Consider the following 21,634-nt stretch of genomic DNA (forward strand, 5'->3'; position numbering starts at 1 on the left):
TCGGTACGCGGCTCCAGCGCTTCCGGTAACGTCGCCCGCGGGCCGGACAGGATCAGGACCGATGTGAATCGGCCAAGTACGTAAGTCCCTGCCGATCATGGACCGCGCTCCAGGAGGATGGCGGGCAATGGACATGACTTCTCCGCAGGCGGAGGGCCCGCCCGACGCGTACGGGCCCTTCGCGCATCTCACGGCTCCGAACGTGCTGCTCTACCGCGTGGTGATGCGGGCCTTCCTCGTCGCCAAGGAGCGGTTCGCCGTGCATCTGCGGCCCGAGGACGTGTACGCGGGGCTGGCCTCCGGGGCCCGGCCGACCGAGCTCGACGCCGTGGTCAAGGCGCTCGACAGCCTGGTGGGGTGGGGGAACCTGCGCGCCGATCCGGACACCGGGCGGGTCACCGCCGTCGAGGACTTCTACCGCAAGCGGTTCATCTACCAGCTCACGCGGGAGGGCGAGGCGGCGGAGGAGGCCCTGTCCGCGTACGACGAGGCGCTCGGGCGGCGGGGCGCGCTGCAGGCCGTCGCGCTGCACGACATCGTGACGCAGTTGCGGGCCCTGCTCGTGCTGGCGGCCGAGGAGGAGCCCGATCCGGCCAAGGCGCATCTGGCGCTGGACGGGCTCGCGAGTCGTTTCGGCGCGCTCGCCGACAATGCGCGGGCCTTCATGGGCTCGCTCCAGCGGACCATCGACCTCCACGACGTGGGGGAGGAGGTCTTCCTCGCCTACAAGGACCAGCTCATCCAGTACCTGGAGCGGTTCATCCAGGACCTGATCACCCTCGGCGGGCGCATCGCCCGGCTGATCCTGGAGCTGGAGGAGGGCGGGAGCATCGAGCAGCTGTTGCGGGCTGCGGCCGCCCGTGAGGCGGCGGACGCCACCCCGCAGGAGGCGGCGTACGCGGGGCAGGCCGCGTACGAGCGGTGGGCCGGCCGGTGGGCGGGGCTGGCGGCCTGGTTCCTCAGCCGGGACGGCCGGGAGTCGCAGGCCCGGCTGCTGCGCGGCCGGGCACTGGGCGCGATCCCGCAGCTGCTGGCCGTCGTACGGTCGCTGAACGAGAGGCGGGCCGGGCGTTCGGACCGCTCCGCCGACTTCCGCACCCTTGCGCGCTGGTTCGCCGAAGCGCCCGACGACGACGCCCGGCACCGGCTGTGGCGCACCGCCTTCGGGCTGTACCCGGCTCGGCACCTGACCGTGGATGCCGAGACGCTGGCCGCCCGCCACGCCCGTCCCGAGCCCGCGGGAACCGCATGGGCCGATGCCGCGCCGCTGCGGATCAGCCCGCAGCTGCGCCGCACGGGAAGCTACGAGCGGCGCGGCAAGCCCCGCAGGGTCGAGGACCGGCAGGAAGCGCGCCGACTGCTCGCCGAGACGGCCGCCAAGCAGGCCGCCGAGACAGTGGCCGCCCGGGCCCGGCTCGTCACCCACGGCGTCACCAGGCTGTCCGGACTCGGCGAGCTCGACCCCCTCAGCTTCCGGCTCTTCCTGCAGCTCCTCGGCGACGCGCTCGCCACCTGGCGGCCCGGTATGACGCACACCTCGGCCACCAGCGGGGACGGCTCCATGGAGATCCGGCTCACCGCGCCGACCGACGGGTCCACGGCCGAGGTCCGCACACTGGACGGGACCTTCCGCGGCCCGGACCACACCATCGAGATCGTCGACCTCGCAGAAGGAAGAGGAGGGAGCGGAGCGTGATGACGACCCCGCTCGCCGAAGTACTCGACGGGCAGCACGCCGCCGAGCGGCGCAAGGCGGCCCGTGCCCTGCTGAAGCAGCCCCTGCTGCTCGCGCACGGCGCGTACGCCGACGAGTTCCGCCTCGTCCGGCGGCACGCCTCCGAGCTGCGCGACTGGTTCGACCGCAACACCGGCTGGTCCCTCCAGGTGGACGCCGAGACCGCCCGGCTGGGCAAGATCCCCGGTGTGCCGGACGACGCCACGCACCCGGCGCGCGAGGTCACCCGTAGCGCCGTCCCCTTCAGCCGCCGTCGGTACGTCCTGCTCTGCCTCGCCCTCGCCGCCCTCGAACGCGGCGAGGCGCAGATCGCGCTGGGCCGCCTCGCAGACCAGATCATGCTGGACGCCAAGGACCCCCAGCTGGCCGCGGCGGGCATCCAGTTCACCCTGGACCGCCGTGACGAGCGGCTCGACCTGGCCGCCGTCGTGCGGCTCCTGCTCCACCTCGGAGTCCTGCGGCGCGTCGCCGGAGACGAGGACGCGTACGTCAGTGGAGCCGGCGACGTCCTGTACGACGTCGAACGGCGGGTCCTCGCAGGTCTCCTCGCCACCCGCCGGGGACCCTCCACCGTCCGGGCCGAAACGCCGGATGCCCGGCTCGCCGAACTCGCCGCGGAAACGGCCCTCGACAGCGACGAACTGCGCTTCCGCGCCCTGCGCCGCTCGCTGACCCGGCGGCTGCTCGACGACCCCGTCCTCTACTACGACGAGCTGACCGATGCCGAGCTCGGCTACCTCACGCGCCAGCGCGGCTTCCTCACCGCCCGCATCAGCGAACTGACCGGGCTGGTCGCCGAAGTGCGGGCCGAAGGCATCGCCATGGTCGACCCCGAGGACGACCTCACCGACGTCCGCATGCCGGAATCAGGGACCCGCGGCCACATCACCCTCCTGCTCGCCGAGTACCTCACGGCGGTCGGAGGCCTGGTCGTCCCCATGGGCGACCTTGAGCGCCGCGTCGTCGAACTGGCCGCCGAACACAGCGGATTCTGGTCCAAGTCGGCTCGTGAGCCAGGGGCCGAGGCCGACTTGGCCGAGCAGGCCGTCGCCCGGCTGGCCGCTCTCGGCCTGGTCGCCCGCACGGCCGACGGGGTCGTGCCGCGCCCGGCGCTCGCCCGCTACGCGGTCGGACAGACCGTCGTACTCGAACCCCGTACAGCCGGCACCGCGCAGGTGCCCGCGCAGCGAAAGGCGTACCTGCCTTGACCCCCCGTCCCGTACTCCCCGCCCCTGCGCGTCCCCGCTGGCAGCCCCTGCGGATCGGTCTCGTCGACCTCTTCCACTACGACGTGGAGGAGTTCCACTTCCGCGACGGCCGGCTGCTGCTCCGGGGGAACAACGGCACCGGCAAGTCCAAGGTGCTGGCCCTGACCCTGCCCTTCCTCCTCGACGGGGACCTCAGCGCCCGTCGAGTGGAACCGGACGGGGACGCCGGCAAGCGGATGGAGTGGAACCTCCTGCTCGGGGGTGAGCACCCGCACTCCGAACGCCTCGGCTACACCTGGGTGGAGTTCGGCCGCCGTGATGAGGTGAGCGGCGAGGAGCAGTTCCGTACGCTCCTGTGCGGGCTCAAGGCCGTCAGCGGGCGCGGCATCGCCCGGCACTGGTGGGCGGTGACCGGGCAGCGGATCGACCACGGCCCGGCCGATATGCGCGCGGACGCGTCACTGAGCCTGCTCGACGCCACCGGCACCGTCCTGTCCCGGGACCGGCTCATCGAGGCGGTCGCCGGCCGGGGCCTGGTCTACGACCAGGCCAAGGCCTACCGCCGGGCCGTCGACGAGGCGCTGTTCGGCCTCGGGGAGCAGCGCTACGCAGCCCTCGTGGACCTGCTCATCCAGCTGCGCCAGCCCCAGCTGTCCAAGCGTCCCAACGAGGCCGCCCTCTCCCGCGCCCTCACCGAGGCCCTTCCGCCGATGGACCAGGCCGTCATCGCGGATGTGGCCGAGGCCTTCCGCTCCCTGGACGAGGAGAAGGAGGAGCTGCGGGCGGCCGGGGCCGCCGAACGGGCGGCCTCCGTGTTCCTCGACCACTATCGGCGCTACGCCCGCACGGCCTCCCGCCGTCGCGCCCGTCTCCCGCGCAGCGAACACTCGAAGTACGAGCAGCTGCTGCGCGATCTCGCCGAAGCGCAGGCCGGGAAGACCGCGGCGGAGGAGGACCGGGCGGCCGCGGAGGAGCGCGTCGCCACACTGACCGAGACCCGGGCGAGGCTGGAGGCGGCCGACGCAGCCCTGCGCGAGGGCCCGGAGATGCGCAGTGCCCGCGAACTGGAGCGGGTCGCACAGGCGGTGGACCGGGCGGAGATCGACTGTGCCCGCGCGCGCGACGACCGGGAGAAGGCCTCCCTTCAGCACACCAAGGCGCTCGACCGCCTCGGTGCTGCGGAGAACCGGCTCAGGGTCGCCCGGGAGCTGTCCGGGGACACGCTGCTCCGGGCCCGGGAGACGGCTGCGGCAGCCCGGCTGAACCTTCCCGGAGGCGAGGGACAGGCGGTTGCCGACCTGCGGGCCGCGGTGGCCGAAGCGACCGACCGCAGGCACCGCACCCTCACGCACGTCGAGGCGCTCGCCGACCAGGCCGAGGCGGCGGCGGCCGGGCGCCGGGCCGCCGTACTCCGGCTCGACGAGACGGAGACCGAGCTGGCGCACGCCGCCGAGGCGCTGGACACGGCCGAGGACACGGCGCAGGCCGCCGGACGGGCTCTGGTCGATGCCGTACGCGAGCACGCGGGCCGGTGCGGGGAGCTGGCGTACGCCGACCCGGCCGGACTTCTGGACGAGCTCCAGGAGTGGACCCGGCACCAGGACGGCCCCTACCCGGCGCGCCGCCGTGCCGCGGAAGCACACAGCGCCACCGCAGCGGTACTCGCCGACCAGGCGGCGGAATCAGCACAACACCGGGCCGGCCTGGCCGCCCGGACCCGCGACGCCGAACAGGAACTCGCCGGGCTGGAGTCCGGCGGTCGGCGCGGGCCGCAGGCCCCGTACACCCGGACCCCCGGCCTGCGGGACCAGGCACCCGGTGCCCCCCTGTGGCGGCTGATCGACTTCCGGGAGGAGGTCGCGGACCACGACCGCGCCGGGCTGGAGGCGGCCCTGGAGGCGTCCGGGCTGCTGGACGCGTGGGTGCGCCCGGACGGAGCGGCCGTCGCCGTGGACGGTCACGACGTACTCCTCGCCCCGAACACGGGACCGGTCGAGGGGGCGTCGCTCGCCGACGTACTGCGCCCGGCCGTGGACCACGGAGACGCGCAGGCCGCACAGGTCGCAGTGGAGGCGGTGGCCCGGCTGCTGGAGGCGATCGGCCTCGGCGGGACCTCCGGTGACACGGCATCGGCCGGCGATGTACCGGGCGCCGGCCCGTTGGGCATCGGGGCCACGGACGGCACCTGGGTCGCGCTGGACGGACGCCACCGCGTCGGCGTCCTCACCGGCCGTTGGACCAAACCCGCCGCCGAGTACATCGGAGAGGGCGCCCGGGAAGCCGCGAGGCGGACCCGGATCGCAGCACTGCAGGTTGAACTCTCCCTCCTGCGGCAGGAGTCGGCCGACGCTGAGGGGCAGGCGCAGGCTCTGGCGACCCGCCGTCGTACGCTCGACACCGAGCTGGCCGCCGTGCCCGACGACGCGCCCCTGATCCGGGCACACGCCGACGCCGCGGCTGCCGCCGACACCATGCGCCGGGCGCGGACCCGGTGCGACGAGCGGGCCGCCGAGGTGACGGCCGCAGCCGAGCGGGCAGAGTCGGCCGCCGCCGAACTGCACGAGACCTCAGCCGATCTGGGGCTGCCCCCGGACCGGCCGGCACTGGCCGCCGTACGGCAGGCCCTCGCCGAGCTCGACGTCGTCCTGGCCGGACTCTGGCCCGCACTCCGCGAGCGGAGCGAGGCGTCCCGGCAGGCGGACGACGAACGCGAAGAGGCGGTCCGGGCAGGGGAGCGGACCGCCGAACTCGCCGTTCGTGCGGAGGAGGCCGCCCGTGAGGCGGCAGCCGCGGACGAGCGGCTGGCCACGCTGCGTTCAACCGTCGGCGCCGCCGTCGCAGAGCTGGAGCGGCTGCTCGCGGAGACCGCAGAAGCCCTGCGCGGCTGCGCCGCCGACCAGGAGCGCGCCCAGGACCAGCACACGGAGGCGGACCGACGGGCCAGCCGGGCCGAGGGCAGCATCGAACAGCTGGAGAAGGCCGTCACCGAATCCGCCGCGACGCGCTCCGAGGCCATTGCCGCGCTCCAGCGCTTCACGGCCACAGGACTGATCGCCGTCGCACTTCCGGATCTCGCCGTACCGGCCGCGGACGACGGCCCGTGGGCCCCCACCCCAGCCATCGCCCTGGCCCGTGCCCTCGAATCGGAGCTGTCGACGACCGACGACTCGGACGGCGCCTGGGAACGTGTGCAGAGGCGTCTGAGCGAGGAGTTCAAAACCCTCCAGGACGCACTCTCACGGCACGGCAACACTGCCTCGGCCCGCATGGTCGAGGACGGGATGATCGTCGACATCGTCTACCAGGGCCGTGAGCGAGCCGTGCCCGAGCTCGCCGAGGCCCTGGCGGTCGAGGTCGGCGAACTCACCCGCATCCTCTCCGCACACGAGCGTGAGATCCTCGAAACCCACCTCATCACCGAGGTGGCCGGCACGCTCCAGGAGCTGATCGCAGCTGCCGAGCGGCAGGTGCTGGCCATGAACGCCGAGCTGGAGGAACGGCCCACTTCCACCGGTATGAGGCTGCGCCTGGTGTGGCGGCCTTCCCGCAAGGCTCCGGTCGGCCTCGCCCAGGCCCGTGGCCGCCTGCTGCAGACCGCTGATGCCTGGACGGCCGAGGACCGGGCCGCGGTCGGTGAGTTCCTGCAGGCGCAGATCGCCCGCCAGCAGACCGAGGACGCGGCGGGCAGCTGGCTGGAGCACCTCACCGCCGCCCTCGACTACCGCTCCTGGCACGAGTTCGCCGTTGAGCGTCAGCAGCACGGCCGCTGGGTACCCGCCACGGGGCCCGCTTCCGGAGGCGAACGCGTCCTGGCCGTGTCCGTTCCCTTGTTCGCCGCCGCCTCCTCGCACTATGCGAGCGCGGGCAGCCCGTACGCGCCGCGCCTGGTGACCCTGGACGAGGCGTTCGCGGGTGTGGACGACGACTCGCGTGCCAAGTGCCTCGGGCTCCTGCACGCCTTCGACCTGGATGTGGTCATGACCAGCGAGCGGGAGTGGGCCTGCTATCCGCAGGTACCGGGCATCGCCATCGCCCAGCTCGCCCGCGTCGACGAGGTGGCCGCTGTCCTGGTCACCCGCTGGGAGTGGGACGGCACGGCCCGCACGCGCCGCGAGGACCCCGTGCGTCCGGTCGACCCGGAGCCCCTGTGGGCGTGAGCGGTCCGCCGGTGGACGAAGTGCGCCTGCGCCGACTCCTCGGCGGCGCCGACCTGGCCTGGCTGGTGGAGCGGGCACGCCGGCGGCTGGAGCGCGGACAGCCACTCACCGGAGCCGTCTCGCTGGCAACGCCGAGCCCGGCCGAGCGGGCCGCGGCCGAGAGACTGCTGGGCCGGGTACCAGGTGCCGGGAGGGCGCTGACGGTCCGGCTCGACGCCGTGGACGCCGTGCTGGTCAGATCGGGCATCAGCCCCGGTGGCCTGGCGGCGGCCATGACGGTGCTCACTGGGCCGGTCGTCCCTCTCGACGAGGTCCGCCGGAGCGAGGACCAGGCCTGGGGAGAGGCGTACGCGCCTCTCATGCAGCTGGCCGAAGAGCATCCGGAGTACGCCGCTTGGGCCGGTCGCGTTCGTGACGACGGCCTCGTACGCCGCCTCGCCCGTACTCCCACCGCCGCCCGTCTGCTGTTGGAACAGACCGTCCGCGTACTGCGGGAGCTGCCTGTCGAACCAGCGCGGTCGCTGTCGGTGTTTGCCGCGGACATTCTGGGGAGTGCCCACGCACTCGACGACGGCACGCCGGTGGCCACCCTGGCCCTCTCCGGCGCCCGCGCTCTGACCGGCCATCCCGAGGGAGCGGGAGCGGCCTGGCGGCGGGCCGCATGGGCTTCCGCCGGCCTGCTCCGGGACGACGTCTCCTCGACGGTGCTCACTCTCAACCTCCGCGGGACTCCGGCCCTGGACTGGATGGCCGACGTGGGTGAGCCGTGCGTACTCACCCTCCGACAGCTCGCCCACCGTCCGCCGCGGACGGCACCGCCCGTGGTCCACATCTGTGAGAATCCTGCGGTCCTTTCGGCCGCGGCGGATCACCACGGACCGGATGCCCGACCACTGGTCTGCGTGCAGGGCCAGCCGTCGGCCGCCGCCCTGACCCTTCTCGCCCGTCTGCACGAGCTCGGTGCCGCTTTCCGCTACCACGGCGACTTCGACTGGGGCGGTCTGCGCATCGCCACGACGCTGTTGGGGCACGTGCCCTGGCTGCCCTGGCGCTACACGGCCGACGACTACCGTGGGGCCGTAGCAGCCGCTGGTCCTGATCTGCGCCCGTTGGACGGGAAACCGGCGCTGTCGCCATGGGACCCGGACCTGGCGCTCGCTCTTGCCAAGCACGCCCTGCGTGTCGAGGAGGAGTCAGTTCTGGATGTGCTGCTGACGGACCTTGCGAGGTGAAGGCTGACACGACACGTTCGGGGTCCGCGATTCGAACCGGCCCTTGTCGTGCTTTGTCGCCAGTCGTCCCCGCCCACGACGAGGGCGGGCCTGGGCGCGCCGGGCCCTTCCGACCGGCTGGTGGCCCAGCCGGAAAAGGCCCGAGGGATTTCCCTTTCTGAAATGATGGAGAGTCACGCGCCGCACACTCTCGGCGATTTCGCTATTTGACATTGCGTCCAATAAAGGGCTGCGATGTATCAAGTTTGCGTAAAGTCGTGCGCCGTCGGGTGCGTGGAAAAGGCCTGGACCAAGAGTTGTGTGATCGTCAACCAGGTTGAAGCACTGTTGAATTGACGATCCGTCATCTCGATTGCTTTCGGTGATTGAATAGGCGACATCTTCGCGCGTAGAGCAACTTCGTTCGCATCCCTCCATCTCTCTGGCAGGATTCCCGGCACCCAATCCACTCAAGGGAAGAGGTGCGGTTGTGCCTGGTCTCAGAGGGCCTGAACCTCGGCTTCACCGGCAGTGCGGGGCCCCCGATCCGCCCGAATGTGACGCTCGGTCAGTCGGTGCGGCCCGGCGGTAGTCGTCTGGGCGGATCGGCCGACCGCGCCGCAACGGGCACGTGCGGATTCGGGCCGCGCGTCCCGCAAGTACCTCCAGTTCGGCAGCCCCATCGAAAGCGGTGTCGCCACCGGCATCGCGGTTCGCCGCCACCTGCGGCACCATCGCCCGCACGGTGAGCGCGACCGACGCAGACGCCGTCGGCCCATCGCCGCTGGTGCCTTACCCGGCCCACCCCGGCGTCCCTGCCGTCAACATGTATGCCTCGTAGGGCGGTTGAGCTGTCCACCCTTGGCAGCGCCGCCCCGGCCCCGGTCCTCGGAGTACCGGCGGTCTCGACGTAATCGCCGCGCAGTGGAGTCCGTCGCGGCTGCCCGGACGGGCGGGATGTCGCGGGGCCGGCGGGCCGGTTGTTCGTCACTCATTCCGGGCGCCGCCGGGCAGGCAAGTCGCATTCTCAGATCAAGGAGCATGATGCACAGACGTCGCGCGTCCCGCCGCAAGAAGACGCTGATAGCCGCGATCACCGCCGCACTCTCGGGCGGTCTCCTGTTCGGCTTCGGTGCCCTTGCCCAGGCCGACGTGGTCAGCGGCACGGTCATTGGCGGGCAGGGGAACCACAGAACCGTCAACCACCGGGCCAAGCCGTCCCTTTCGGCTCAGGTGAACGGCTCCTCGAAGGTGGGGGACAGGATCCAGATGTCCTGCCGGACCACCGGCGACACCGTGGAGAACAATCCGCGATGGATCTACACCGGCTCCTACTACATCGCCGACGCCTTCATCAGCGAGAACACCACCCCCCTGCCGGTGTGCGGTTCGAGCCCGAACCCGAACCCGAAACCCACGACCGCGAAGACACTTCCGATCGTCATGCAGAAGCAGGTCAGGACCCAGTGGTGCTGGGACGCCTCCGGCGTGACCATCGCCAAACACTGGGGCCGCTCCGTCAGTCAGGAGCAGTTCTGCCAACTCGCCGCCCAGGGAACCTGGGTGGACTGCAACAACCAGCCCGCGACGCTGGAGGACATGGCCAACGGCCTGGCGCGGCTGGGGCTGAGGAACAGCGGCCGCAGCCTGTACCGCAATGCCTCGTTCAGTGAATCGGTCACCGAGATCGCCGCGGGCCGGCCGTTCGCGGTCCGGTTCGGCTGGCGCACCGGCGGCGGTCACATGAACGTCGTCTACGGCTACGACAGCGCCACCAACATGATCGCGGTCGGTGACCCGTGGCAGACCACCCAGACCTACACCTGGTGGAACCACGCCACTTACGTGAACAACAACTCGTTCCAGTGGACCCACTCCCGCATCGGGATCCAGGGCTGAGGAGAACACCGACCATGCAGACCTTGCAGACCATGCGACGCACCAGGCACGCGGCCGTCCGGGCCGCGGCCCTCACCACGGCCGCGCTCGCCGCCGCCCTGTGCGGAATCGTTCCCGCACAGGCTGCGGAGGGTGACGGCATCGCGGGCTACCCGTCCGCGCAGCAGACCATCCGCAGTGGCCAACTTCGCGACACCGTCTCCCGGTTCCTGGTCTCGGCCCGGCAGGCCGGCAGTGCCCCCGCCGCGGACGGCGGTGCCGTCGGCGCCCCCGGAAACGCGCCGGCCGCCGTCGCCGCGCCGCCCGCGTTCGATCTCAAGGACCCGGTGCCGATGTTCGAGATCAGCCCCGAGTTCGTGACCGGCAAGACCCGGGCGACCCCGGAGACCGCGCTCCGGCTCTCCTACCTGGCCTCCCGGGTGACCGCCTCCGACGGCAAGCACGCCGCCGTACTGCTCGAACCCAAGGGCAACGCCGCTGCCGCGGAAGGCGCCGTGCAGAACGTCGGTGCCGAGGGCTGGCAGCTGGCCGGAATCCGGGACGGGGACGTCGAGCTCGGCTTTGCGGAGCGCGGCACTCCACAGGCCCGTACGTTCACCGAGCCACAGATCCACGCCTGGTACCGGCTCACCCCCGAAGGCACGGTCGAGCCGCTCAACGAGGAGGCGACCACCGGCCTCGGCGGAAAGCGCGGCATCACCCTCGCCGCGTACCAGAAGCTGGTCACCGCCCGCTACGGCGACAAGATGCCCGGCTCGGAGTACGACCGCAAGGGCCTGGCCGGCGGGTACGGAGGCCTCGTGGAGGACCAGCCGGAGCAGGTGGCCGCCGTGTCCGGAGCGCCGGTGGCCGCCGCGTCCGGAATGCCGGCGGCCGAGGCGTCCTGGCAGCCGGTCGCCATCGCCGGGGCCACGGGCCTGGCGGCGATCGGGGGTGTGGTGGTCTACGTACGCCGGCGGGGGACGGCCACCGCCCGCTGACCTGACTCCATGGGGGCGGGCCGCTTCTGCGTGCTCAGCCCGGCGGCTCCCGCCGTCGGCTGCGCACGAGCTCGGGACGGAGGCCCGCCCTCTCCCTCCACGTCGCCACACGTCCGGGCCGGCCCGCCCGTCGACCCGGTCGCTGTCGGCGTGTTCGTCTACGAAGGGTGACGGCCGTGCGGGGGACCGTGGCGGGGCTGGGGGTTCGGTGTGTCGGGCGGTCGGTGCTGGCCCGTGACACCGACGGCCCTGCCGCGGGGCTCCGGATTCGGCAAGCGCGCTGCATGTATATCGTCATACATCTGTCGCTGTGGGTGATCAACGCCCACGGCAGGCTCTCCGCCTGTCCGTACGTGCTTACAGGTGAGGAGTCACATGTCACGCAGGCACCGCCCCAAGAGAATCGCGGCGTCACTCTCCGCGCTCGCGGCCACCGCCCTCTTCGTCGCCGCCGTCCCGGCCGCCGCCCACGACGGGGAGAGCCATCCCGACGAAGCCGCGGCGCTGGGGACCGGGCATGCTCAGGAGCATGCCAAGATCCGCGCGGCGGCCCAGGCTCTGGGCGGGTACTCCCAGCTGGCGCGGATCGAGAGCCTGAGCGATCTGACCAGGTCCCAGGAGCTGGCGAACTCGAAGTTCCACCCCAAGGCGTACGGGCAGTTCGCGGAGTACTTCCAGTCGCCCGACTTCGCCGCCCACATCGCCATGCTGCCGACCGGCAAGGTGCTGCTGTTCTCCTTCGAGCGCGTCGAGACCGACCCCACGGAGGAGCCGGCGCCGACCAACACGCTCGGGCCGGAGAACGCCGGCCGCGCCTTCCTCTGGGATCCGGGGAAGGGGACCGGCCCCGAGGCGTTCAAGAAGGTCACCCCGCCGGAGCTGGTCGTGCCGGACGGCACGAACGTGAAGCGCCCGGCCCCCTTCTTCTGTGCCGGGCACGCCTTCCTGCCCAACGGCATGCTCGGCGTCTTCGGCGGGAACCTCGGCTACGGCGGAGGCGCAGGAGCGAAGCTGTCCCTCGTCTTCGACCCGTGGACCGAGACGTGGGCCGTCAACAAGGACATGGCGGTGGGCCGCTGGTACCCGACCGTCGCCACCGCCCCCGACGGGCGCCTGCTCATCATGTCCGGTCACACCGACGCGGGTTGGGGCACCTCCACCTCGGTCGTCGAGCGGTTCCCGGCCAAGAGCCACCCGGTGCCCTTCGAGAAGACCGTGATCCCGCGCAACGTTCCCACCGACACCCTGCGCGTCGACGCCCCGTTCGGCGAGGACAGCGACTACCCGCACCTGTTCACCCTGCGCGACGGCAAGGTGTACGGCCTGGGCCGCCACGCCACCCGGCAGTGGGCCTTCGATCCGGTCGCCGAGACGCGTACCGACCTTCCCGCCCGCCCGGACGGCGTCCACCGAGGCTACGGCTCGGCGGTGGCGCTGCCCGCCGGATTCCGCGGCCCGACCTCCGTACTGGTCCTCGGCGGTGACCGCGACGACCCCAACACCTACCAGCTGTCGGACGGGGTGTGGGAGAAGAAGCAGCCGCGCGCCTTCGGCCGCACCCAGGACAACACCCTCCTCCTCCCGGACGCGAGCCTGCTGACGGTCAACGGCGCCTACGGCATCCGGGATTACGGAAACGGCGACTACAACCCCAAGTCCGATCTCAAGTACCGCCAGATCGAGACCCGCAACGCGCTCGGGGAGTGGCGGCTCGGGCCCGTGCAGCGGCTGCCGCGCGGCTACCACGCCAACTCGGTCCTCCTGCCCGACGGCCGCGTCATGGTCACCGGCGACGAACTCCAGCAGCTCGCCAACGATCCGAAGATCGACGACGACATGAACGGCAGCATCGAGATCTTCGAGCCCGCCTACCTCCACCAGGGCACCCGGCCCAAGCTCGACCGCGTGCCCGGCGGCCCCATCGGCTACGACTCCCGCTTCAGGGTGACGACTTCGACCCCCGGTCAGGTCAAGAAGGCCGTCCTGCTGGCGCCGACCACCGCGACCCACGCCGTCAACACGAGTCAGCGCCACTTGGAACTGCGGATCGTCCACCGTGAGGGCAACACGATCGGCCTGCAGGCCCCGCCTTCCGCGAACGACGCCCCGCCCGGCCACTACATGCTCTTCCTGCTGGACGAGAAGGGGGTACCGAGCACCGCCAAGTTCGTCTCCCTGCGCTGAGGAAACACAGCCGGAGGAAACGAAGCCGAAGGAAACGAACAAGAGCGACGGCCCGTCCCGGATCCCGGACTCACGGATTCCGGGGCGGGCCGTCGCCCGTGCGGACCGCTGTGCATCGTGCCCCGCGCACGAACGGTTCACCACCACCGTCCTGCGCAAGGAGTGAAGACGGGGCCGCGGCCGGGCCGGCACGCGCCCTGCCGCTGCGGTTGCGTTCCGTCCTATGATCGCCACTCCGCGTACGAGGGGGGGCTCGGCATGGGGGCAGGCGAGGCGGCATCGCAGCGGGCGCCGGAGGCGCGGCGGCAGGAGCGGTTGCTCCGGGAGCAGTGGCAGGCCGCCCGCCGGCAGGCCCTGAGGTGGGAAGCGGCCGGCGAGGGCGAGCAGCGGGTTCTCGCCCAGCTGTTGGTACTGACCGCGCGCGGGTGGCGGTTGCTCGTCGACCGGCAATGGTCCGGAACGCGGACCGCCAACGCGGACATGATGCTGGTGGGACCCGGCGGTGTCTTCGTCGTCGACGTCACGGCCGGAGGCGAGCAGCGGGACGAACACGCGGCCAAGCTGCTCACCGCCACGAAGGCTGCCGAGAGCGCGGTGGCGTCCCTCGGAATGTCACCCGTGGCGGTCCAGCCGCTCATGGTGTTCGCCGGGCGGCGCTTCGACGCCGGCCTCGGCCGGATACGGCTCCTGGGTGAACACGAGATCGGCCCGGTGCTGCTGTCGCAACGGCACAGGCTGCGAGCGGAATCGGTCCGTGCGATCGCCGATCACCTCGAGCGGGTGTTCCCGGACCACGTGGGGTCGGCGGTCGACCAGCAGGCTTCGTCCGCGCCCGAGCGTCACCGACAGGGCGCTGCGGACGGGCTGTTCGATCTGGAAGGGCTGCGCGATGCGGCGCTGAAGGGCGCGATGGAGGCGCCGATCGAGCAGTGGATGACCTTCCTCCACCCCGATCAGGTCGCACTGGTGCGCCGCAACTGGTCGGGCCCGGCACGCATCAGCGGACCGGCGGGTACCGGCAAGACGGTCGTCGCCCTGCACCGTGCGGCCCACCTGGCCAGGCGGACCACCGGCCGCATCCTGTACGTCACCTTCGCCAACAACCTGCCCCGGGTGCAGAGCACCTTCCTCCGGACCATGGCTCCGGCCGTCGCGGACCGGGTGGACTTCCGCAGCCTGCACTCCTGGGCACAGGAGTTCTTGCAGGAGCGGGGCATACCGGTGCGGCTGCACCGGGACAAGGCCGAGACCGCCTTCAGCCTCGCCTGGAAGAACGTCGGCCGTGAAAGCCGGCTGGTCGCGCTCGATCCGGCCCCGACCTATTGGCGCGAAGAGATCGACTACGTCATCAAGGGGCGAGGCCTCACCAGCTTCGAGGAGTACGCGACCGTCCACAGGCGGCGACGGAAGGCGAGCCTGCACCGAACGCACCGGCAGTCGGTGTGGGAGCTGTACGAAGCGTACGAATCGCTGCGCGGCGAGCGCGGCGTCCACGACTTCAACGACGTCCTCTCCTTCGCCCTGGCCGAAGCGTCGCGCCGGCGCGAACGGCCCCCGTATGCGGCCGTCATCGTGGACGAGGTCCAGGACCTCACCCTTGTCGGAGTGCGCCTCCTGCACGCACTCGTCGGTGACGTGCCCAACGGTCTGCTGCTCGTCGGCGACGGCCAGCAGACCGTGTACCCGGGCGGCTTCCGCCTCACCGACGCGGGCATCGACATCCGCGGCGATCGCGGACAGGTGCTGCGCACCAACTACCGCAACAGCAAGCAGATCCTGGACGCGGCCCTCACCGTCGTGGCCGACGACGCGTTCGAGGACCTCGACGGCCTGCGCACTCCGGGCCGCCGCGATGTCGACCTCACCTACCACGAGGGGGACGTCGTACGCGTCACCAGGCCCACGGTGGACGCCCAGGACAGGGCGCTCCTGGACGCCTTGCGCTCCCTGCCCGACGGTGCGCTGGCCGACACCGCCCTGCTGTGCCCCTCCGTGCGTGCCATCGGCCACTACCAGCGGCTGCTCGCCCAGGCGGGCATCCCGGTATGCCAGTTGGAGCACTACGACGGCCACGCCGTCGACGCGGTGAAGCTGGGCACCTATCGCCGGGCCAAGGGCCTGGAGTTCAAGAACGTCTTCCTGCCCCAGCACGACACGGTGTTCGCGAACGGGACGGCTGTCGACACGGCGGGCGGTACGGAGACGTCGCAGACGGCCCGGGAGCGGGAGGAACTGCGGCGCAGCCAGCTCTTCGTGGCCATGACCAGGGCTCGGGACCTGCTCTGGCTCGGCAGCATCGCCGGGTAGAGGCCCTGCGGTTCGGGCGGTGAGCGGGAAGAGGGCTTCGCCCGCCGATCCGGTGGAACGTGCGGGGTGTGCCGTACGGTCCGCCGACCTGCCCGGGATGCGCGCCCGGGGCGGGGTCGGTCGGAGCTGACCATGGGGGGATTCCCAGGGGCAAGGACCAGTTGATGCACCCGTTCTCGTAGGTACCCGCCCAGGACCCGCTGTTCGGTGGGGTCGATGTCGAACTCGATCACGCCGGCGGGAGTCTCGTCGTGGACGGGGAGGGGATTTCGCGGGTCGAGGTGAAGCGGGCCGCCGGTGTGGCGGTGGAGAGCCACGTGCCGATCGGGACGCGGGACCCGGATTGCCTGTCGATGACCGTCGACGGGGCGGAGGTGTCGTTGCGGCCCGCCAAGGGGTTCCTGACGCGGAAGTCCTACCGGGTGGACGTCGGCGCGTACCGCTTGGTCCCCGACTCGCTCGACGGGAGCAGGCTGCTCCGGGGTGGAGCGGTCCTCGGGCTCTTCTCGTCGAGCGGGGACGGCCGGGTGTCCGTCGAGTGGAAGGGTGAACCGGGTGCCGACGACGCGGCCGTCGGGTACGCGCTCGCCGCGGCGTTCGGCACGGGTGCCGAGCCGATGTGGAAGCTGACCCTGGACGCCCTGCTGGAGCTGTGGCCATAGCTTCCGCGTCGCACGTAACGATCGGCGGATGGGGAGGCCTTCGGGTAGGCGGTCTCCGACGGGCTGCACGTGGCGCTGCCGGGGCGGGCCAAGGGGGCGGGTGGGTTGTTTTGTCCTGTCGACGGGACGGGACGGGACGGGACGGGACGGGGCGGGACGGGCCGTTCGGGAGTGAAGTCCTCCGGTTGCGGCGGGGCCGTTCCGGCGGGGCGTTGTGCGTCCTTTTGTGCCCCGGCGCCGTGCCGCGGGTGGTGGCACCCGCGCCACGGCGCGACGGGAGGGAGGTGCCCGGCAGGCGCGCGCCCGAGGGTGCTGCCCCGGTCGAGCGCGCGTCCCGGCGTGTGGCGCCGGCTCGCACCGCGCTGCCCGACTCCGGCGCGCCCGGGCCCGCTCCCGAGCTTCTGAGCGGCCGCCCGCATGTGGTGCCGCAGTGGTGCGGCCGTCGGGTGGTGGCGCCATGTGGCTCAGGGTGGCGCAACGGTATTGCCGCGTCTGACCTGCGGTTTTATGGGTGATGACACAGGTGGTGCCAGATTGGCTCGACATGGCGCCACGTGTGTGTCATGCTGTGGGACATGGACCTCACGCCCTATGTCGCCAGTCTTCGGCACGAGCTCGCGGTGGCCGCCGAAGCGGGTGGCGACGATGCTCGCGCTCTCGCCGAGCGCATCACCGCACCGCTAGAGTCGGCAGCCAGACTCACCCTCCTGAATGCCCTGTCGGACGCCATGGGTGAGGTCACCCGGGAGCTCGCTCCGGGTTCGGTGGACGTGCGGCTGCGCGGGCTCGAGCCCGAGTTCGTCGTGACCGCGCCGCCGAGGGACGAGCCCTTCGCGGCGCAGGGTTTCGAGGAAACGCATGCCCTGCCCGCCGTGCCGCCCGTGCCGGAAGGAGAGGACAGCAGTACCGCACGTATCAATCTCCGACTCCCCGGCCACGTCAAGGCGCGTGCGGAGCAGGCGGCCGCGCGGGAGGGGCTGTCGCTCAACGCATGGCTCGTCAGGGCGGTTTCGGGTGCACTCGAACCCGCCGGCGGGCGGCAGGGTGACGGTCCGGCGCCCCAGCGGGGCAGTGGCAGGAAGAGCTTCACGGGCTGGGTGAGCTAGCCCCACCGGAGCACCGTTTCGGCGTGCGAGAGGCCGACCACTCTCGCGTCACATCTTCACGTCCCCTGAGTGGGGGCGACCACCAGACTCACGAGGACGGGACAGCCATGCCTTCTTACGACACCAAGGGACCCATCACCGCGAACATCCACGTCGAGGTCGGTGTCGCCCGGATCAGTGCCGGGGACCGCACCGACGCGGTGGTCGAGATCCACCCGCGGACCGCCGGGGACAAGGACGACCAGCGCGCCGCCGACGAGACCAAGGTCGACTTCTCCGACGGCACGCTGACGATCCGTACGCCGAAGGCGCGCGGGCTGTTCTCCGCCCGCGGTTCCGTCCTGGTCGAGGTCTCGCTGCCGCAGGGCTCGCGGCTCCTCGGGACCCTGGAGATGGGTGACATCACCTGCAAGGGGACGCTGGGCGAGTGCGAGGTCCGCACCAGCGCCGGCGACATCCGGCTCGACCAGGCCGGTCCGGTGCGGCTGAAGACCCAGCACGGGGACGTCCAGCTCGACACGGCGACGGGCGACGTCGACGTCACGACCGGTTCGGGCGAGGTGCGGGTCCGCACGATCGGCGGGGACGCCGACATCAAGAACTCCAACGGCAACACGTGGCTGGACGACGTGGCGGGCGATCTGCGGATGAAGGTCGCCAATGGAAACATCACCGTCGGCCGGGCGCAAGGGTCGGTGACGTCAAAGAGCTCGAATGGCAACGTACGCATCGAGGAAGTGGCGCGCGGCACGGTCGAGCTCCAGACTAAGGCTGGCAACCTCGAGGTCGGGATTCGCCAGGGGACTGCCGCCTGGCTCGACATCAACTCCCAGTCCGGGACGGTCTACAGCACCCTCGGATCCGCCGAAGGCCCCACGGAGGGCGCGGAGACCGTCAAGGTGCACGCGAGGACCAGCCTCGGTGACATCACCATCCAGCGTGCGCACGGCGCCTGACGTCAGAGCTCTGCCTCGCAACAGCTACGAAATGGAGGGGGCACGATGAGTGCCGCGACCGAACAGATGGCCCCGCCCAAGGGGATCAGCGCAGTCGGCCTGCGCAAGTCGTACGGCGAGAAGGTCGTACTCGACGGGATTGACCTTCAGGTCCGGGCGGGAACGATCTTCGCGCTGCTCGGCCCCAACGGAGCCGGGAAGACCACCACGGTCCAGATCCTCTCGACACTCATCGCCGCCGATGCCGGCGAGGCGACCGTGGCAGGGCACTCGCTGCAGCGGGACGCGGAGGCGATCCGCGGCGAGATCGGTGTCACCGGTCAGTTCGCGGCGGTGGACGGCCTGCTGACCGCCGAGGAGAACATGCTCCTCATGGCGGACCTGCACCACCTGGACCGGGCGGAGGGCAAGCGCCGCACCGCAGAATTACTCCGACAGTTCGAACTCACCGAGGTGGCCGGCAAGATGGCCTCCACCTTCTCCGGAGGCATGCGCCGCAAGCTGGACCTGGCCATGACCCTGGTCGGGAACCCGAGCCTGATCTTCCTGGACGAGCCGACCACCGGCCTCGACCCCCGCAGCCGCCGCACCATGTGGGAGCTCATCCAGCAGCTCACCGCCCAGGGCGTCACCATCTTCCTCACCACGCAGTACCTGGAAGAGGCCGACCAGCTCGCCGACCGGATCGCCGTCCTCGACAAGGGCAAGATCGTCGCCGAGGGCACCGCGGACGAGCTCAAGCGCCGCATCCCCGGCGGCCACATCCGCCTCCAGTTCGCCGACGTGCTCCGTCTGGACGCCGCCGCCCGCCGGCTCGCCCTCGACCCCGACGCCCGCGACGAGGAGAAGCTCACCCTGCAGATCCCGAGCGACGGCAGCATTCCCGCGCTGCGCGCCGTACTCGACCTGCTGGAGAGCGCCGGTGTCGAGGCGGACGCGCTGACCGTCCACACGCCCGACCTGGACGACGTCTTCCTCGCGCTCACCGGTGACGGGTCGCGCCACCACGCCACCACCGTTCCCAGCCCCGCCAACACGGTGAAGGAGGCCCGGCGATGAGCACGACGTACGCGATGCGCGATTCGATGACGATGCTGCGGCGCAACCTCAAGCACGCGCAGCGCTACCCCTCGATGACGATCTCGATCGTCGCGATGCCGATCCTGATGCTCCTGCTGTTCGTGTACGTCTTCGGTGGCGCGCTCGGCGCCGGCATCGAACTGCCCGGCGGCGGCAAGGGCGACCGGGGTGACTACACCAACTTCGTGGCCCCCGGCATCCTCCTGATGGCCGCCACCGCCGGCGCCGTCTCGACCGCCGTCTCGGTCTGCACGGACATGACCGAAGGCATCATCAACCGCTTCCGGACCATGTCGATCTCCCGGTCCTCCGTGCTCACCGGGCACGTGGTGGGCAACGTCATCCAGACCATGATCAGCCTGGTCCTGGTCATCGCCGTCGCCCTCGCCGTGGGCTTCCGCCCGAACGCGACCTTCGTCGAGTGGCTGGCCGCCGCCGGCATCCTCGCCCTGCTCGCCTTCGGCCTCAGCTGGCTGTCCGCGGCGATCGGCCTGGGGTCCAGCAGCGTCGAGGCGGCGAGCAACGCCCCCATGCCGCTGACCTTCCTGCCCTTCCTCGGCAGCGCGATCGTCCCGCCGGAGTCCATGCCGGTCGGCCTGCGCTGGTTCGCCGAGTACCAGCCCTTCACCCCGATGACCGACACCCTCCGCGGCCTGCTCATGGGCACGGAGATCGGCAACAGTGCCTGGCTCGCCCTCGGTTGGGGCGTCGTCCTCAGCCTTCTCGGCTTCCTGTGGGCCCGCTCGGCCTTCAGCCGCGAGGCGAAGATCTAACGCACCACCGCACCACCGCACCACCGCACCACCGCACCACCGCACCACCGCACCACCGCACCACCGCAGAACCCTGAACGGGGCTGCCCGGCCGAAAGGCCGGGCAGCCCCGTTTTTCGTGCCCCCCTGTCCCGTCGACGGGACAGGGGGGGGAGGCGCGAAGAACGGGGCGCGATGGCCGAAAACGCAAGGAGGAATCGCTCACCAGTGCCCGTCCGGCAGGGCTGTGCGGGCATTCCTTGCCTCGCCGGAGGGCCACTCCTACGATCAATTGCGGAAGTGCGGGAAATAGGCCGTGACCGATCCGGCCCGCTGCACCAGCGCACCCGGTACTGCATTCCACTTTCTTCTGCTTTCCGCTTCCACCGAAATCTGCAGAGGGGTCATGGTCATACACACGCGCAGCCACGCAACGGAAACCGCCGCCGGACTGGTCGTCGAAAGTCCCTTCATATGGCGGGCGCGACGGCCCGGACACCGCCATCAATTGGTCTGCTTCCCGCAGGCCGGCGGCGGAGCGGGTGCCTTCGCCGACTGGGTGCAGGAACTCCCGGCCGACATCGAGGTGGTCGCGGTGCAGCTGCCCGGCCGGCAGAACCGCATCATGGAGGACCCCGCCACCGAGGTCGGCCCGCTCGTCCGGGCCCTGATGCAGGCCCTGCGCCCCGTCCTGGACGGCCCGTTCTCCTTCTTCGGCCACTCCTGCGGGGCCCTGCTGGCCTTCGAGCTGGCGCTGGCGCTCCAGTCGCGCGGCGGCCCCCGGCCGGCCCACCTGTTCCTCTCCGGCCAGGCCTCGCCCGAGCCCTTCCGCAACCGGCCCCAGCTGCACGGACTGTCCGACGAGGAGTTCCGTGCCGAGGTGCTGCGGCTCGGCGGCTTCGACGAGGAGCTCGCCGACGACGAGGACGCCATGGAGGCCCTGCTGCCGTCCGTGATGGACGACTTCTCCCTCTGGGAGCAGCACGCCATGCCCGTCGACGCGCGGCTGGACGTGCCGATCACCGCGCTGGTCGGCGAGTCCGACAGCCGGGCGCCGCTGGACGAGATGGAGACCTGGGGCGCGCACACGGACACCGCCTTCGACCTGCGTGTCTACCCCAGCGGGCATTTCTATCTCTTCGAGCCCGGACTGAGCGCCGAGCTCCTGGAATTCATCGCCGGTACGGTGCTGGAGCCCTAAGCTCCCCATCGGGCCGCATCACGGGCGGCGCGGATTCCGCGGGAAATTCCTGTGTGGCGGCTTTTTCGGGCTTGCCGCACCGCCCGCCGGCTGAGATCAATGAGAAATCAAACCCACAAGATTCCGGTCTTCATGTCCAACCATTGGGGGATGGTCGCTTTGTGCTCGTTCCATGACACGGCGGTGCCGGTGGCGA

Annotated in this window: 14 protein-coding genes; all 14 read left to right on the forward strand. The window is 71.3% G+C overall.

Annotated features, from left to right (window positions below):
- The first annotated feature begins 133 nt into the window (after positions 1-133).
- A complete protein-coding gene (locus OG332_RS33190) occupies positions 134-1,696 on the forward strand; it encodes a TIGR02677 family protein (protein ID WP_327419460.1) in 1,563 nt (520 codons plus the stop codon).
- Positions 1,696-2,943, forward strand: coding sequence for a TIGR02678 family protein (locus OG332_RS33195; protein ID WP_327419461.1), 1,248 nt, complete (start codon positions 1,696-1,698; stop codon positions 2,941-2,943). The genes OG332_RS33190 and OG332_RS33195 overlap by 1 nt, the downstream gene beginning before the upstream one ends.
- Positions 2,940-7,100, forward strand: a complete 4,161-nt coding sequence (locus OG332_RS33200) for a TIGR02680 family protein (protein WP_327416888.1) — start codon at positions 2,940-2,942, stop codon at positions 7,098-7,100. Before OG332_RS33195 ends, OG332_RS33200 begins: the two co-directional genes overlap by 4 nt.
- Positions 7,097-8,332, forward strand: a complete 1,236-nt coding sequence (locus OG332_RS33205; protein ID WP_327416889.1) for a TIGR02679 family protein — start codon at positions 7,097-7,099, stop codon at positions 8,330-8,332. Before OG332_RS33200 ends, OG332_RS33205 begins: the two co-directional genes overlap by 4 nt.
- Positions 8,333-9,352: 1,020 nt before the next feature.
- The gene (locus tag OG332_RS33210) at positions 9,353-10,210 is read left to right on the forward strand and encodes a papain-like cysteine protease family protein (RefSeq protein ID WP_327416890.1); all 858 of its coding nucleotides are present in this window, start codon (positions 9,353-9,355) and stop codon (positions 10,208-10,210) included.
- 14 nt (positions 10,211-10,224) lie between these two features.
- The gene (locus OG332_RS33215; RefSeq protein WP_327416891.1) at positions 10,225-11,190 is read left to right on the forward strand and encodes a hypothetical protein; all 966 of its coding nucleotides are present in this window, start codon (positions 10,225-10,227) and stop codon (positions 11,188-11,190) included.
- Positions 11,191-11,565: 375 nt separating this feature from the next.
- Positions 11,566-13,374, forward strand: a complete 1,809-nt coding sequence (locus OG332_RS33220) for a galactose oxidase-like domain-containing protein (protein WP_327416892.1) — start codon at positions 11,566-11,568, stop codon at positions 13,372-13,374.
- Positions 13,375-13,632: 258 nt separating this feature from the next.
- Positions 13,633-15,681, forward strand: a complete 2,049-nt coding sequence (locus OG332_RS33225) for a nuclease-related domain-containing DEAD/DEAH box helicase (protein ID WP_327416893.1) — start codon at positions 13,633-13,635, stop codon at positions 15,679-15,681.
- A gap of 251 nt (positions 15,682-15,932) precedes the next feature.
- The gene (locus OG332_RS33230; protein WP_327416894.1) at positions 15,933-16,343 is read left to right on the forward strand and encodes a hypothetical protein; all 411 of its coding nucleotides are present in this window, start codon (positions 15,933-15,935) and stop codon (positions 16,341-16,343) included.
- 575 nt (positions 16,344-16,918) lie between these two features.
- On the forward strand, positions 16,919-17,449 hold the full coding sequence (locus OG332_RS33235; protein WP_327416895.1) for a toxin-antitoxin system HicB family antitoxin: 531 nt from the start codon (positions 16,919-16,921) through the stop codon (positions 17,447-17,449).
- A 107-nt stretch (positions 17,450-17,556) separates the two neighbouring features.
- Entirely contained in the window at positions 17,557-18,405 is an 849-nt protein-coding gene (locus tag OG332_RS33240) for a DUF4097 family beta strand repeat-containing protein (protein WP_327416896.1), read from the forward strand.
- A 45-nt stretch (positions 18,406-18,450) separates the two neighbouring features.
- Positions 18,451-19,464: an ATP-binding cassette domain-containing protein gene (locus OG332_RS33245; protein WP_327416897.1), complete on the forward strand. Its 1,014-nt coding sequence runs from the start codon at positions 18,451-18,453 to the stop codon at positions 19,462-19,464.
- Complete coding sequence (locus tag OG332_RS33250; protein ID WP_327416898.1) at positions 19,461-20,258, forward strand: ABC transporter permease; 798 nt, start codon at positions 19,461-19,463, stop codon at positions 20,256-20,258. The genes OG332_RS33245 and OG332_RS33250 overlap by 4 nt, the downstream gene beginning before the upstream one ends.
- A 385-nt stretch (positions 20,259-20,643) precedes the next feature.
- On the forward strand, positions 20,644-21,438 hold the full coding sequence (locus OG332_RS33255) for a thioesterase II family protein (protein WP_327416899.1): 795 nt from the start codon (positions 20,644-20,646) through the stop codon (positions 21,436-21,438).
- The last annotated feature ends 196 nt before the right edge of the window (positions 21,439-21,634 follow it).

This window comes from Streptomyces sp. NBC_01233 (genome assembly GCF_035989305.1).
GTDB lineage: Bacteria > Actinomycetota > Actinomycetes > Streptomycetales > Streptomycetaceae > Streptomyces.